This is a genomic window from Nonomuraea sp. NEAU-A123, assembly GCF_018603905.1.
GTDB lineage: Bacteria > Actinomycetota > Actinomycetes > Streptosporangiales > Streptosporangiaceae > Nonomuraea.
In genome coordinates, this window is record NZ_JAHFZZ010000024.1 from 121,571 (window position 1) to 136,349 (window position 14,779).

At 68.9% G+C, this 14,779-nt stretch carries 15 protein-coding genes; 11 read left to right on the forward strand and 4 right to left on the reverse strand.

The window, feature by feature from the left end:
• Positions 1–50: 50 nt before the first annotated feature.
• The gene (locus KLK06_RS47545) at positions 51–1,079 is read right to left on the reverse strand and encodes a LacI family DNA-binding transcriptional regulator (RefSeq protein ID WP_214642361.1); all 1,029 of its coding nucleotides are present in this window, start codon (positions 1,077–1,079) and stop codon (positions 51–53) included.
• 169 nt (positions 1,080–1,248) lie between these two features.
• On the opposite strand from KLK06_RS47545, the gene KLK06_RS47550 reads away from it, so the two are divergent.
• From KLK06_RS47550 to KLK06_RS47575, 6 genes are all read left to right on the forward strand, one after another.
• Positions 1,249–2,442, forward strand: a complete 1,194-nt coding sequence (locus KLK06_RS47550; RefSeq protein ID WP_214642362.1) for a Gfo/Idh/MocA family protein — start codon at positions 1,249–1,251, stop codon at positions 2,440–2,442.
• 34 nt (positions 2,443–2,476) lie between these two features.
• The gene (locus KLK06_RS47555; RefSeq protein ID WP_214642363.1) at positions 2,477–3,469 is read left to right on the forward strand and encodes a sugar phosphate isomerase/epimerase; all 993 of its coding nucleotides are present in this window, start codon (positions 2,477–2,479) and stop codon (positions 3,467–3,469) included.
• Positions 3,470–3,693: 224 nt separating this feature from the next.
• Positions 3,694–4,782 carry a sugar ABC transporter substrate-binding protein gene (locus KLK06_RS47560; protein WP_214642364.1) on the forward strand — a complete coding sequence of 363 codons (1,089 nt, stop codon included), beginning with the start codon at positions 3,694–3,696 and terminating at the stop codon, positions 4,780–4,782.
• A 67-nt stretch (positions 4,783–4,849) separates the two neighbouring features.
• Entirely contained in the window at positions 4,850–5,902 is a 1,053-nt protein-coding gene (locus KLK06_RS47565; protein WP_214642365.1) for an ABC transporter permease, read from the forward strand.
• 2 nt (positions 5,903–5,904) lie between these two features.
• Positions 5,905–6,714, forward strand: coding sequence for an ATP-binding cassette domain-containing protein (locus tag KLK06_RS47570; RefSeq protein ID WP_214642366.1), 810 nt, complete (start codon positions 5,905–5,907; stop codon positions 6,712–6,714).
• A gap of 1 nt (position 6,715) precedes the next feature.
• Positions 6,716–7,609, forward strand: a complete 894-nt coding sequence (locus KLK06_RS47575; protein ID WP_214642367.1) for a sugar phosphate isomerase/epimerase family protein — start codon at positions 6,716–6,718, stop codon at positions 7,607–7,609.
• Here KLK06_RS47575 and KLK06_RS47580 read toward each other — a convergent pair.
• Positions 7,591–7,731, reverse strand: coding sequence for a hypothetical protein (locus KLK06_RS47580; RefSeq protein WP_214642368.1), 141 nt, complete (start codon positions 7,729–7,731; stop codon positions 7,591–7,593). The genes KLK06_RS47575 and KLK06_RS47580 overlap by 19 nt on opposite strands.
• Before the next feature lie 56 nt (positions 7,732–7,787).
• Here KLK06_RS47580 and KLK06_RS47585 point away from each other — a divergent pair, with 56 nt between their 5' ends.
• Complete coding sequence (locus KLK06_RS47585) at positions 7,788–7,964, forward strand: LuxR C-terminal-related transcriptional regulator (protein WP_308168765.1); 177 nt, start codon at positions 7,788–7,790, stop codon at positions 7,962–7,964.
• Between the two features lie 13 nt (positions 7,965–7,977).
• Here the strand turns inward: KLK06_RS47585 and KLK06_RS47590 are convergent, their stop codons facing one another.
• Positions 7,978–8,397, reverse strand: a complete 420-nt coding sequence (locus tag KLK06_RS47590; RefSeq protein WP_214642369.1) for a hypothetical protein — start codon at positions 8,395–8,397, stop codon at positions 7,978–7,980.
• A gap of 256 nt (positions 8,398–8,653) precedes the next feature.
• On the opposite strand from KLK06_RS47590, the gene KLK06_RS47595 reads away from it, so the two are divergent.
• The 3 genes from KLK06_RS47595 to KLK06_RS47605 all read left to right on the forward strand — a co-directional run bounded on the left by KLK06_RS47595 (position 8,654) and on the right by KLK06_RS47605 (position 13,144).
• Positions 8,654–9,550, forward strand: a complete 897-nt coding sequence (locus tag KLK06_RS47595) for an alpha/beta hydrolase (RefSeq protein WP_214642370.1) — start codon at positions 8,654–8,656, stop codon at positions 9,548–9,550.
• A 124-nt stretch (positions 9,551–9,674) separates the two neighbouring features.
• A complete protein-coding gene (locus KLK06_RS47600; RefSeq protein ID WP_250907134.1) occupies positions 9,675–11,435 on the forward strand; it encodes an ABC transporter ATP-binding protein in 1,761 nt (586 codons plus the stop codon).
• Positions 11,432–13,144 (forward strand): ABC transporter ATP-binding protein, encoded by a 1,713-nt coding sequence (locus KLK06_RS47605; RefSeq protein ID WP_214642372.1) that lies wholly within the window; start codon positions 11,432–11,434, stop codon positions 13,142–13,144. The genes KLK06_RS47600 and KLK06_RS47605 overlap by 4 nt, the downstream gene beginning before the upstream one ends.
• A gap of 14 nt (positions 13,145–13,158) precedes the next feature.
• On the opposite strand, the gene KLK06_RS47610 is transcribed toward KLK06_RS47605, so the two are convergent.
• Positions 13,159–14,088: an RNA polymerase sigma-70 factor gene (locus KLK06_RS47610; RefSeq protein WP_374197197.1), complete on the reverse strand. Its 930-nt coding sequence runs from the start codon at positions 14,086–14,088 to the stop codon at positions 13,159–13,161.
• Positions 14,089–14,289: 201 nt separating this feature from the next.
• Between KLK06_RS47610 and KLK06_RS47615 the strand changes: the two genes are divergently transcribed.
• Positions 14,290–14,766 (forward strand): carboxymuconolactone decarboxylase family protein, encoded by a 477-nt coding sequence (locus KLK06_RS47615; RefSeq protein WP_214642373.1) that lies wholly within the window; start codon positions 14,290–14,292, stop codon positions 14,764–14,766.
• The last annotated feature ends 13 nt before the right edge of the window (positions 14,767–14,779 follow it).

Here is a 14,779-nt window from a genome sequence, read left to right on the forward strand (position 1 = left end):
AAAGGACAAGCATCTATCGTCAAATGGTAAATCCGCATTCCCGGAAACCATTAGATCCGTGGAGAAAGGCCGGTGCTGCCACGGACGATCAGACGTGTGGGAAGCAGGATCTCGCGGCGTTCCTGATGTGCGCCGTCCAGCCGGTCTATGGCCGCCTGGACGGCGAGCCGGGCCTGCTCCAGCGGTAACTGGCTCACGGTCGTCAGGGCCATGCGGGGGTGCCGCGCCATGAGGCTGTCGTCGAAGCCGGCCACCGACATGTCGGCCGGCACGCTGAGGCCCCCGCTCTCCAGCGCCTCGATCGCCCCCAGCGCCGTGCGGTCGTTGAACGCGACGACGGCGGTGACGCCCGCGCCGGAGTCGAGCTGCCGCAGCGCCGCCACCCCGTGACGCTCGGTGAGCCCTCCGGGCAGGACGACGGCCTCGATTCCGTGGCGTAGCACGGCCGCCTGATAGGCGCGCCGCCGGACGGCGGAGATGTGCCCCGGTCCGCCGTCGACGTGCGCGATGCGCCGGTGGCCGAGCGCGACCAGGTGGTCGACCACGTCGGAGATGCCCTGCTCGTCGTCGGCGCGGACCACGTCCACGTTCGGCAGGTCGAGCGGGCGCCCCACGCAGACCGTCGGGATGTCCTCGATGAGGGCGGCCAGCTCGGCCTCGGGCATCGTCGGCCCCAGCAGCAGGAGCGCCTCGCACCGGAAGTCGATGAGCGTCTCGATGGCGCGCCGCTCGTCGTGGGTGGCGGTCATGGCCCCCAGTACGGTCTCGTAGCCCGCGGCGTCGACCGTCGACTGGATCTCCTCGGCCAGCTCCCCGTGGTAGACGTTGCTGGGAAGAATGGTCACGCCGATGAGTCGCGTCCGCCTTTTGGCGAGGAGCGTGGCGTTCCTGTCCTTGCGATATCCCAGGCGCTCGGCGACGGCCAGGACGCGCTTGGTCGTGGCCGCGCTCGGTCCCGCCGAGCCGCTGAGCACCTTCGAGACCAGGCCTTTGGACACGCCGGCGGCGGTGGCGACATCGAGAATCGTGGGCCGGCGGCGCCCTGGCCGGGGCGGTGTCGGAGCGGTGTGGTCGGCCATGCGGTCACCATAATGCCGAAGGCTTTGTCAGCACAAACCCTTGACATATGCCTGTAACAAGTCGCATGCTCGGCGCATTCACTTAAACCGGTTTCCAAACCGGCTGTGCGGGCGGTTTACGCGATGCGGACGCCCCCATTCAGTTACGCCCATGATCCAAGGAGCTGGCATGCCCAACGACCACATCGGCGTCGCCGTCATCGGTGCCGGGATGGCCGGCAGATCGCACGCCGCCGGCTATCGCAGCGCCACGACGACGTACGACTCGGGTCTGCCCGACGTGCGGCTGGTGGCGATCGCCGACGTGAACGAGCACTTCGCGCGGGAGACGGCGCGCCGGTTCGGCTACACGCGGGCGGAGACGTCCTGGCAGGCCGTCGCCGAAGCCCCCGACATCGACGTCGTGAGCGTGGTGGTCGCCAATCATCTGCACCGGGAAGTCGTCGAGGGGCTCCTGGCGGCGGGCAAGCACGTCCTGTGCGAGAAGCCTTTCGCGCCGACCCTCGAGGAGGCCGAGGCCATGGTCGCCGCGGCCCAGGCCAGGCCGGAGCTGCAGACGGGAGTCGGCTTCACCTTCCGCCGTTCGCCCGCGATCGCGGCGGTCAAGCGGCTGGTCGACGACGGGTCGATGGGGCGGCCGATCCACTTCAACGGCCACTACTGGTGTGACTACGGCGCCGACGCCTCGGGGCCGATGAGCTGGCGGTACAAGGGCGGCCCTGGCTCGGGCGCGCTCGCCGACATCGGCAGCCACCTCGTGGACCTCGCCGAGTTCCTCTGCGGCCCGATGCGGTCCGTCCGGGGGACGACGCTGTCGACGTTCATCACCGAGCGCGCGCTGCCGCTGGGCGCCGCGGTCGGGCACGCCGCGGCGACGCTGAGCGACGAGCGCGAGCCGGTCGAGAACGAGGACCTGGTCACCTTCACCGCGACCTTCGAATCAGGGGCCACGGCGACCATGTCCGCCTCCCGCGTCGCGCTCGGCCTGGCGAACTCCCTCGGCTTCGAACTGTTCGCCGAGAACGCCGCGGCGACCTTCGACCTGCTGCGGGCCGGCGAGTTCGGCTACATGGACCGCGCGGTGGACGGGCCCACCAAGGGCTACCGGCAGGTAGCCGTCGGCCCGGACCACCCCTACCTCACCGGCGGCCTGCCCATGGACTTCCCCGGGGTCGGATACGGCCAGAACGACTTGTTCGTCTTCCAGGCCCGGGCGTTCCTGGAGCAGGTGGCCGGGCTCGACCGGCTGCCCAGGGTGCCCTCGTTCGAGCACGGGCTGCACAACCTCCGGCTCCTCGCCGCGATCACCGAGTCGGCCCGCAACGGCGGCGCCGAGGTCAAGATCGCCTCACCCGCTCTCTGACCCACAAGCCACCTCAGCGAAGAAACGAGGACCCATGAAGCTCGGCGCCTACACCGCCTGCCTGCACGACAAACCGCTGCCCGAGGCCCTGGCCATTCTCAAGGGGATGGGTCTGGACAGCGCGGAGATCAACTCCGGCGGGTTCATCCCGGAGCCGCACCTCCCGATCGACGACCTGTTCGCCAGCGAACAGGCCCGCCAGGACTACCTCGGGCTCTTCGCCGAGCAGGGGATCACGCTCACCGCGCTCAACTGCAACGGCAACCCCCTGCACCCCAACCCCGTGGTGCGGGAGAAGCACTCGAACGACCTCCTGCGGTCCCTGGAGCTGGCCGCCCTCCTGGGCGTCAAACGCGTGGTCGCCATGTCGGGCACGCCCGCCGCCAGCGCCACCGGGACCAACCCGGCCTGGAACGTTCTGCCCTGGGACAGCGCCTACCTCGACGTACGGGACTACCAGTGGAACGAGGTCGCGATCCCGTTCTGGAAGGCGGTCCAGTGGCGGGCGGCCCACTTCGACGTCAAGGTGGCGATCGAAATGCACCCGCACAACGTCGTCTACAACCCGGCGACGCTGGAGCGGCTCGCCGAGGAGATCAACGCGACCCACGTCGGCGCCGAGATGGACCCCAGCCACCTGTTCTGGCAGGGCATCGACCCCGTGGACGCGACCGCCCACCTCGGCTCGCTGGTGTACAACGCCGCGGCCAAGGACACCAGGATCAACCCGGCGGCGCGGGTGAACGGCGTCCTCGACGACCGATTCGGCCGGGTCCACCCGGACGAGCCGGGCGCCGTCGGCCTCGGCGGGCCGTACACCCTGTCCCGCTGGCCGGAGAACTCCTCTTGGGACTTCGTCGCCGTCGGCCGCGGCCACGACGTCACCTGGTGGACCGCCTTCCTGCGCGAACTGGAGAAGGTGGACCCGGACATGGCCGTGAACATCGAGCACGAGGACCAGGAGCTCGACCAGCTCGAGGGCCTGGCCGCCGCGGCCAAGACCCTGCTCGAGGCCGCCGGTCGCTAGACCGCACGGTCGTCGTGGGAACGCCGAGCGACCCGCACCACCACCAGGGCCACCTCCCCGACCGCTTCGCGTGAATCGGCGCGACCCGCTGTGAACGCGTGAGCGCGCACTCAGGCCCGCGATCGGCCTCGCCGGTCGGCCATCCGACATACCCCCCGATATACCGCGCGCTCCGACCGAGACATCTGTCACGCCGGCGCATCACACGAAGGAGTACCGCAAAGATGGAAGGCACACGAACCCGGCGGCGTCCGCCCGGCCGCCCCAACCGCCTCCCGTTGACGGCGATCGGCCTGTTCGCCGCCCTTGCCCTGACCGCCTGCGCCAGCGGCAAGGCCACCACCGGCACCGCGAGCCAGCCCACCGCCGGCGCTGCAGGCGCCGCCGCGAACACCGCCGGACCCGGTGGCGGGAAGGTGTCCCTCTTCGTCATCGGCGGCAAGTCCGACGACCCGTTCTGGTCGGCGGTCAAGCGGGGGGTGGACGACGCCGCCACGGTCGTCAAGGCCAACGGCGGCAAGGTGACCTGGCTCGGCCCGCAGAACTATGACAACCTCGGCCCGGACGCCGCCAAGCTCATCCTCAGCGCGAAGAGCCAGGGCGCCACCGCCATCATCGGCGCCGACTGGGTCCCCGAGGCGCAGAACGACGCCTTCAAGACCGCCTCCAGCGGCGGCGTCCCGGTCTTCCTGTTCAACGCCGGCGGCACCGAGCAGGCGAAGAACGTCGGCGCGCTGACCTACACCGGCTCCGACGAGCAGCAGGCCGGCAAGGCCGGCGGCGAGTTCTTCGCCAAGAACGGCGCCAAGAACGTCCTGTGCGTCAACACCCTTCCCGGCGCCGTGAACACCGAGGCCCGGTGCAAGGGCGTCGCCGAGGGCATGAGCAGCGGCGGCGGCAAGTCCACCCAGCTACCGCTGCCCTCGTCCAACTTCGGCAACCCGACAGCCGTGACGCAGGCCATCAAGTCGGCCCTGCTCAAGGACGACTCCATCGACGGCGTGGTCACCATCAGCACCGGAGACGCCGACAGCTCGGCCGCCGCCATCGACCAGGCGGGCGCCGGAGCCAAGATCAAGCTTGGCACGTTCGACATGAACGAGGCCCAGCTCAACCGCATCAAGGCCGGTAAGCAGCTCTTCTGCATCGACCAGCAGCCCTACCTGCAGGGCTACCTCGCCGTGTCACAGGCCTACGCCTACAACGCCTACGGGCTTCTCGTCGCGCAGAACACGTTGATGACCGGGCCCGCCATCATCAACGCCGGCAACGTCAACGCCGCGATCGCCGGTGTCCAGGCCGGCGTCCGCTGATCCGCCGAAGGTGCCTCGCTCCCACGGATGACGACTTTATGGATGACCACTTTGAGGTGAAAGAGCAATGACCGTCCAGATCTCCGACACGGCCCGCCCGGCAGCGGCCGGGACGTCGTCGGGACGTTCCCTGCGCAATCTGACGTATCGTCCGGAGGCCGGCGCCCTCATCGGAACCTTGGGCGTCTTCGTCTTCTTCGCCATCTTCGGCGGCACCCACTTCCTCGCCTCCGCCGGCACCGCGGCCTGGCTGAACGTCGCCGCCGAACTCGGCATCATCGCCCTCCCGGTCGGCCTGCTCATGATCGCCGGCGAGCTCGACCTGTCGGTCGGCTCCGTGCTCGCGGCGAGTTCGATGACCATGGCGATCGTCTCGGGCTACTGGGGCGCCCCGATGATCCTCGGCATCGTGCTCGCCCTCGGCGTCGGCGTGACGGCGGGAGCGCTCAACGGGCTCATCGTGACGCGGACCAACGTGCCGTCGTTCGTCGTCACCCTGGCCACCCTGTTCGGGATGGCCGGGCTGACCCTCGGACTGTCCCGCGTGATCACCGGTACGACCAGCGTCGCCCTCAACCCGGACCCGGGGTCGAAGGCGGTCTTCGGCACCCTCATCGCGGGCCAGTTCGAGGTGGCGATCCTCTGGTGGATCGTGGTCGCGCTCGGCGTCGGCTGGATGCTCCAGATGACCAAGTACGGCAACTGGATCCTCGCCGTGGGCGGCGACAAGGAGAGCGCCCGCGCGGCCGGAATCCCGACCAACCGGCTCAAGATCGCGCTGTACACCGGGAGCGGATTCGGCGCCGCCCTGGTCGGCGTGATCCAGACCATCCTCTACAACGGCGCCCAGGTCGCCAACGGGCAGTCGTTCGTCTTCAACTCCATCATCGCGGTGGTCGTCGGGGGCGTCCTGCTGACCGGCGGCTACGGATCCGTCGTCGGGATCGTCTTCGGCACCCTCACCTTCGCGATCGTCAATCAGGGCATCTACTACACGGGGTGGAACTCTGACTGGGCGAGCTTCATCCTCGGCGTGCTCATCCTCGCCGCCGTCCTCATGAACAACACGTTCCGCCGGCTGGCGCTGTCGCACGCGCCGCGTTCCGGAAAGAAGGCCTGATCATGACCCAGCCACTCCTTCGCCTCACAGACGTGGGCAAGTCGTTCGTCGGCACGAACGCGTTGGAGGACATCTCCCTGGAGGTGCACGCGGGACAGGTGCTGTGCCTGCTCGGCGACAACGGCGCCGGGAAATCCACGCTGATCAAGATCCTTTCCGGCTTCCACGCCCCCACGAGCGGCACCATCGAGGTGGACGGGCAGCCCGTCGTCTTCAAGAGCCCGCGCGACGTGAGCGCGTACGGGATCGCCACGGTCCACCAGTTCGGCGGCACCTTCCAGCTCATGAGCGTCGGCCGGTCGTTCTTCGTGGGCGTCGAGCCCACCAAGGGCTGGGGACCCTTCAAGCGCTTCGACAAGGGTCTCGCCGGGGAGATCGCCGTCCGGGAGATGCAGTCCCTCGGCATCACCCGGGTGACCGACGGCAAACGGCTCGTCGGAAGCCTGTCCGGCGGCGAGCGCCAGGCCTTGGCCATCGCCCGGGCCGTCTACTTCGGAGCCAACATCCTCATCCTCGACGAGCCGACCGCCGCGCTCGGGGTCAAGGAGGCCACGCACGTCCTGCGGATCATCATGCAGGCCCGTGCGAAGGGCGTCGCGGTCATCTTCGTCACCCACAACGTCCTGCACGCCATGATGGTCGGCGACCACTTCGCGGTCCTGATCCACGGCCGGAAGGCGGACGACTTCCACAAGGGCGAACGGACTCGCGAACAGATCACGGATCTGATGGCGGGCGGCGAGGCCATGGCGGACCTGGAAGCGGAACTCGCCGCGCTGGAAGCGTCGGCGGGATCGACCGGAAGGAGCTGAGATGAAACTCGCCCTCGACCCCTACATGCTGCGGGCCGTCCCGCTGCTGGAGCTGCCCGGCGTCGTGGCCGACCTCGGCTACGAGTACATCGAGTTGTCGCCGCGGGAAGACTTCATGCCGTTCTTCCTGCATCCCCGGGCGGACGACGCGAGAGTCGGCGCCTTCAAGCGGGCCCTCGACGGCGCCGGCGTGCGGATCGCCTCGGTGCTGCCGCTCTACCGGTGGTCCGGCCCCGACGAGGACGAGCGCGAGGCCGCCGTCCGCTACTGGAAACGCGCCATCCAGATCTCCGTCGACCTGGGCTGCACCGTCATGAACAGCGAGTTCAACGGCCGCCCCGAGCAGGCGAGCCTGTCGGAGGCGAAGTTCTGGAGGTCGATGGACGAACTGCTGCCGATCTTCGAGCGCGAGGGGGTGCGGCTCCGCCTCGAACCGCACCCGGACGACTTCGTCGAGGACGGCAAGGTCGCCGCCGACATGGTCCGCGGCATCAACTCCTCGCTCGTGTCGTACCTGTACTGCGCCCCGCACACCTTCCACATGGGCGGTGACATCGCCGGGATCATGCGGTACGCCGGTGACAAGCTCACCCACCTGCATGTCGCCGACTCCTACGACCACACCGGCTCCAGCGGCCTGCGCTACATCACCAACCCGCCCGGCAACCCCGCCCGGGTCCACCAGCACCTCGACATCGGCCAGGGCGAGGTCGACTGGGACGAGTTCTTCGACACCCTCGGTGCCATGGACTTCGCCCGCACCCCCGACGCGATCATGACCGTCTGCGTCTTCGCCTGGGAGGAACGCGCCCGCGAGTCGAGCGTCTTCATGCGCGAGGAGATCGCCAAACGCACGGCCAACTGGTGGCCAGCCGCTCAGCGTCCTGCTGTGTAGCGCAGCAGGACGCTGTCCGAATCGTCGAACCGGCGGGTTTGCGCCAAGGACAGCCCGTTGACCGCCGAGGTGAAGACGGGGGTGCCGTCACCGAGCGCGTTCGCGCCGACGATCAGGTGCAACTCGTCGACCAGGCCGGCCGCGAGCAGCGCGAGGCCCGGTCCACCCCGAGCTGAACGTGGTCCGGCTCGTGGTGGAGGGCCTGAACAACCCCGAGATCGGCGCCCGGCTGTTCATGAGCCGCGGCACGGTGAAGATCCACCTGTCACACGTGTACGCCAAACTCGAGGTCGGCAACCGGACGGAGCTGGCCACGCTGGCCACGCTGGCCACCCCTCGGCTGGTCAGAGACTGACTCCCGCGGGGTGTTACCCGCAGTTGCCCCACTTCTGACGGCCACCACTGGCGACGGCCGGGTCGTGACCGAGCGGCTTGATCGTGCCCCAGAACTTCACGCACCTGCCCTCGGCCCAATACTTCACCGGGCCTGCGTAGGACTTGAAGTTGCCCTTGTCCCGGCGCACGGTCGGGTCCTGCTTCGTGTCCTTGATCGGCTTGGGCATGACCGTGAGCTCGGCGCTGACGGGCGTCTTCGTGCCGACGAAGCTCGACTTGATCGTGACCACGCAGTTGTAACCGTTGCTGCGGTTGTAGAGCAGGTAGACCGTGCCGTACCGGCGGCCGCTCGAGGTCTTGACCGGCTGTGTGCCGCCGGTGATGCGCGCGAAACCGGAGCCGCAGATGCTCTCCGGGCTCGCCGCCGCAGCGGCGTTCGCGGGGCTCGCCACGACACCGCTGAGACAGAGTGCCGCTGTGAGGAGGACTGCCTTTGCCGGCATTCGCACCTGATCGTCCTTTCGTAGCTTCTTGACCAAAGATCTCGACAAGCATGCCCGAAAATTGGTTATCGGTCCAGGCGTTAGGGACAAACGGCAGGTGATACGGGGCTTTCCGCGGTGATGCGCCGATCGGCGCGCTATTTCGACAGAACACACGACGGATGGCGGATGATCGCGAGGGGTCGCGACCGTGAGGATGGGCGCCATGGACGCCGAACTGGAAGCTTTCATCCCCTTGTTCCCCCCGGCCGACCTGACCGACCCGGTCACCGCGCGCAAGGACCTCGCCGCACTGGCCGGCGCGGCACCGGCGCCGGACATGGCGGGACTGGAGGTCGAGGACCGGATGGTGCCCGCCGATCCGGATGTGGCGGTGCGGATCTATCGCCCGCGCCAGGCACTGGGCGCCATCGTCTGGCTGCGCGGCGGCGGATTCGTCATGGGTGACCTGGACACCGAGCACCCGTGGGCGTCCCGGGCCGCGATCGGCTCCGGTGCGGTGGTGATCTCGGTGGGCTACCGCCGGGCTCCCGAGCATCGGTTCCCGGCCGCCCTGGACGACGCCTACGCCGTACTGACGTGGACGGCCGAGCACGCGGCCGAGCTCGGCATCGACCCGGCCCGCATCGCGGTCGGCGGTCACAGCGCGGGCGCGGGCATCGCGGCCGCGGTGGCGCTGCGGGCGCGCGATGAGCAGGGCCCGCCGATCCGCTTCCAGCTCCTCAACCAGCCCGAGCTCGACGACCGCCAGGTGACCTGGTCGGCCCGGAACTTCACCGACACGCCCTGGATGACCCGCGACAAGCTCGCCGCGACGTGGCGGCACTATCTGGGCACCGCGCCGGCCACGCAGTACGCCGCCGCGGCGCGGGCCACCGATCTGTCCGGCCTGCCGCCCGCCTACATCGCCACGGCGGAGTTCGACCCGCTCCGCGACGAGGGCATGGGCTACGCGATGCGCCTGCTGGAGGCGGGTGTGTCGGTCGAGCTGCACCAGTGGCCCGGCACCTTCCACGGGTCGCAGGCGATCCTGTCCGCCGAGGTGTCACAGCGGCAGCTCGCCGAACTCACCGGAGCCCTGCGCCGTGCCCTGGCCGAGTGAGGCGATCGAGGTTGGCCGAGAAGAGATCCGCGACGACGGGAAAGCGATGACAACCACTGACCTTGCCGACGCGAGGGGACAGTCCACACCATCGTCGGATGCCGATTCCACGGCGGGACAGAGCATGGCAGAGCTGCTGCGCCCTCATCTCGGGAGTTTCGCCGCCGTCATGATCCTCCAGGTCATCGGCGCTGTCGCGGGTCTGGCACCGCTGCTGGCAGTCGTCGAACTGGGGCGAGCCCTGTTGTCGCCCGGCCCGATCGATCACGGCCATGTCTGGTTCGTCGTGATCGCGGGGGCGGCCGGGTTGTTCGTCCGGCTGCTGTTCACGGCCGCGTCCTCCGGAATCGGGCATCTCCTCGACGGCCAGGTGCAACTGTCGTTTCGCCGGCAACTGGCCGCGCGGCTGGGGCGCGTACCGATCGGCTGGTTCTCCCGGCGCCGGACCGGCGAGCTGGCGAAGGTGGTGGGGGACGACGTGAGTGCCGTACATCCGTTCATCGCCCACACCCCCGGCGAGCTCGCCTCCGCGTTCGTGGTGCCGCTGGTGTCGCTGGTCTACTTGTTCGCCATCGACTGGCGGCTCACGCTGATCACACTGATACCGGTGGGGCTGGCAGTGGCGCTGGTCCCCCTGATGATGTTCCCGACCCGGCTGCGTGAGCAGGAGGAGTTCGACGCGGCCATGGGACGGATTTCGAGTTCCGTCGTCGAGTTCGTGCAGGGCATCGCGGTGGTCAAGGCGTTCGGCGGATCCGGGCGCGCCCATCGTAAGTTCCGCACGGCCGCGGACGATTTCGTCGACAGCTTCTACCGGTGGGTGCGCGGCATCTCCGGGATCGCCGCCGGGATGCAGCTGGTGCTGTCGCCGCCGTTCGTGCTGCTGGTCGTGCTGATCGGCGGTGCGACACTGATCACGGCCGGCGCCATGGCCCCGGCCGACCTGCTGCCCTTCCTGCTGCTGGGACTGGGCCTGACCGCTCCGGTGGCGGCCCTCGGTCACGGCTTCGACGACATGCAGGCCGCCCGGCGCGCGGTCGGACGGATCCGGGACGTGCTCGACGTACCACCGCTACCGGAGCCCGCCCATCCGGTCGCGCCACACGGACACCGGGTGGAGCTGCGTGACGTTCGATTCGGTTACGAACCCGATCACGAGGTGCTGCGCGGGATCGACCTGGTGCTCGAACCGGGGACGGTCACCGCGATCGTCGGACCGTCGGGAAGCGGGAAGTCCACGCTGGTTCAGCTGTTGCCGCGGTTCTTCGACCCGACCCATGGTTCGGTCGTCCTGGGCGGTGTCGATCTGCGCCAGATCGGCAGCCGGGAGCTCTATCGGCTGGTCTCCTTCATGTTCCAGGACGTTCGCCTGCTGCGCGCGTCGGTCGCGGACAACATCGCGCTGGCGGTACCGCATGCCGACTTCGATGACGTGGTTCGCGCCGCCAAGCTGGCGAATATTCATGACCGAATTCTCGAGCTGCCACGCGGATACGAGTCGGTGATCGGTGAGGACGCCGGACTGTCGGGTGGGGAGGCGCAGCGGATCTCGCTGGCCCGCGCACTGCTCGCCGCCACGCCCGTCCTGGTGCTCGACGAGGCGACCTCCTTCGCCGACCCGCAGACCGAACAGGCGGTGCGCCGGGCCCTGGCGACGCTGGGGAGCGATCAGACGATTCTGGTCATCGCCCATCGCCTGGAGACGGTCGCCGACGCCGACACCGTCGTGGTGCTGGAGAACGGGTCGATCGTCGAGCGAGGCAAGCCCGCCGAGCTGCTGGCACGGGACGGGAAGTTCGCCGCGTTCTGGCGATCCCACCGATCGGCGATCGCCGACGAGATCGAAACCCCTGATGGCGTAGTGCAAGGAGACGAGCCCCGATGATTCGAATGCTGCTGCGCGTGCTGGGACACGAGTACGCCCAGCCGGTGCGTCGCACCGTGGCCCTGATGACGACGACCGCGGTGGTCGAGGGTTTGTCCTACGCACTGCTGGTTCCCGTGCTGCGCGCGCTGTTCGGGAGCAGCCCAGGAGATGCGCGGTCGTGGCTGATCGCGTTCGGGGCCGCGGTCGCGGTCTACGCGGTGCTGCGCTATGTCAGTGATCTGTCTGGTTTCCGCGTCGGGACCACGCTGTTGCGCGGTATGTATCACCGGCTCGGCGATCATCTGGCCCGATTGCCGATCGGCTGGTACAGCGCCGGCCGCGTCGGAGAGGTGTCCGTCATGGCCAGCAGCGGCCTCCTGCAGGCGATGAGCGTGATAGCACACCTGCTGGCACCGTTCATCTCCGCCTGTGTGACCCCCCTGACGATCGTTGTCGTACTGCTCGCCTTCAACTGGCAGCTGGGGCTGGCCGCGTTGGTCGCCGCACCGATCGTGGCGGCGATCCAGATCTGGACGGGACGCTCGACGGCCGCCGACGATGCGGAGAGCGCCGAACGCGGCCGTGAGGCCACCGGGCGGGTCATCGAATATCTCCAGGCCCAGCCGGTGCTGCGCGCCGGCGGCCGGACCGTTGAACGCTTCCGGTCGCTCGACGACTCGCTGCGTGAAGTCCAGCGCGCATCCCGCCGGTCCACGCTGTCGGCGCTGCCCGGCATCGTGGGCTTGACGCTCACGGTGCAGGCGATGTTCACCGTGCTGCTGGTCCTGGGCGCCTACCTCGCGCTCGGCGGGAGCATCGGCGCGGCGGAGGTCCTGTCGATCCTGGTGCTCGCCGCCCGCTGCGCCGACCCGCTGCTGTCGCTGGCGGCCATGGGTGGCAAACTGCGTGGCGCGCGTTCCGAGCTGGCCAGACTCGACACGGTGTTGCGCACCGAGCCGCTGCCGGAACCTCGCGAACCGATCCAGCCGGTACGCCATGACCTGGAGCTCGAGTCCGTCGCCTTCCGGCATGGCGACCGCATGGTGATGGACGACGTGTCGTTGTCCGTGCCGGCGGGACAGCGGCTCGCCGTGGTCGGACCGTCGGGTGCCGGCAAGACCACATTGCTGCAGTTGCTCGCGCGCTTCTACGACGTGGACGCGGGCGTGGTGCGTCTGGGGGGTGTGGACGTGCGCGCGATCAGCACCGAGGTGTTGATGGCGCAGTTCGCCATCGTCTTCCAGGACGTCTATCTCTTCGACGGCACGATCGAGGAGAACGTGCGGCTCGGCCGTCCCGACGCAGGCGTTGCCGACGTACGGGCGGCAGCGATCGCGGCGCGGTTGGACGAGGTGATCGAGCGACTGCCCGGCGGATGGGCGGCGCATGTCGGCGAGGGCGGCGCGCTGCTGTCGGGTGGTGAGCGCCAGCGTGTCTCGATCGCGCGAGCGCTGCTGAAGGACGCGCCCGTCGTCCTGCTGGACGAGGTGACCTCCGCGCTGGACCCGGTGAACGAGGCGGCGGTCCACGAAGGAATCGAGCGCCTGATGGCGGGCCGGACGGTGGTGATGGTGGCGCACCGGATGCGGACCGTCCAACGCGCCGATCGTGTCGTCTTTCTGGACGGGGGCCGGATCGTCGAGGAAGGCAGCCACGACGAGCTACTGCGCCGCGGCGGCCGCTACGCCGATTTCTGGGAGATCTCCATGACACCGGTAGCGAAGTGAATGAGCCGGTGAGTTCAGCGGCGCAGGGCGGTCTCCCTTTCGACCCGTGACAGCTTCTCGGGATTGCGTACGGCGTAGAGCCCGGTGATGAGGCCGTCGTCGACGCGCACCGCCATGACGCCCTCGATGGCGCCATTGAGCCGGAAAACCAGCGCCGGATAGCCATTGACCTGTGCCGGCTGCAGCGACACCGTGGCCGCGATCCTGCCCAGCACGTAAGCCACCTGCTCGGCCCCCACGATCGGCTCCAGCGCGGCCTGCACGACACCGCCACCGTCACCCAGGAGGACGACATCCGGCGCGAGCAGGTCGAACAGACGTTGCAGATCGCCCGTTTCGACCGCCCGCTGAAACGCCTCGAGCGCACCCCGGGTCTCGGCCGGGGACACGACCCCCCGCGGACGGCGCGCCGCCACATGCGCCCGCGCCCGATGCGCGATCTGGCGAACCGCGACCGGGCTCTTGTCAACGGCCTCGGCGATCTCGTCGTAGGCCAGATCGAACACCTCACGCAGCACGAACACCGCCCGCTCGGTCGGCGTGAGCGTCTCCAGCACCAGCAGCATCGCCATCGAGACACTGTCGGCCAGCTCGACGTCCTCGGCCACATCAGGCGCCGTCAGCAGCGGCTCAGGCAACCAAGGACCGACGTAGGACTCCTTACGCCGGCCGAGCGTACGCAGCCGGCCGAGCGCCTGCCGCGTGGTGATCCGGACCAGATAGGCACGCTGATCCCGCACCTCGTCAAGATCGACCCCCGCCCACCGCAACCAGGTCTCCTGCAGGACGTCCTCGGCGTCGGCGGCCGAGCCCAGCATCTCGTAGGCGACGGTGAACAACAGGTTGCGGTGAGCGACGAACGCCTCCGTGGCGGGATCGGGGCGATCGTCGCGGCCCATGTCCCCACCGCGATCGTCGGGCGCCGTCTGCGACGTGCCGGCCATGGATGACTCCTGTTCACTCTCGACTGTGTCACCCATCAGACACCGGACCCTGCCATTTTGTGACATCGATTCCCCGTTGTCCGCTGCCGAATGACAGGACGCCACCTGTTTGTGGCGCACGTCACATGGCCGCGCTGTCACAAGGATCGGGTCGTCGGCATCTTGTGTTCGTTCAGTACGACAACACGAGGGAGACACGTCTTGGAACCCCGCTTGAACCTCTCGGGCAGCCCGCTCGCCGCCAAGGCCATGAAGTACATCGCCTCGGCCAGCAGGGTGATCATCAAGGACTCGACGGTGCCGACCGCCACCCAGGACCTGATGCTGCTCCGCGCGAGTCAGATCAACGGCTGCGGCTTCTGCACCGACGCCCACAGCAAAGACCTCGCGCACGCGGGGGAGGCCTCGGTGCGCATCAACCTGGTCGCTGCCTGGCGAGAGTCCACGGTGTTCACCGACGCCGAGCGCGCCGCCCTGGAGCTGACCGAGCAGGGCACCCGCATCGCTGATGCGGCCGGTGGCGTCACGGATGAAGCCTGGGCGAATGCCGCCAAGCACTACGACGAGGAACAGCTGGCAGCCCTGGTGATGCTCATCGCCCTGATCAACGCCAACAACCGCCTGGGCGTCATCACCCGGCTGCCGGGCGGCGACTACCAGCCCGGCCAGTTCGCATAACGGAAGGAATGTC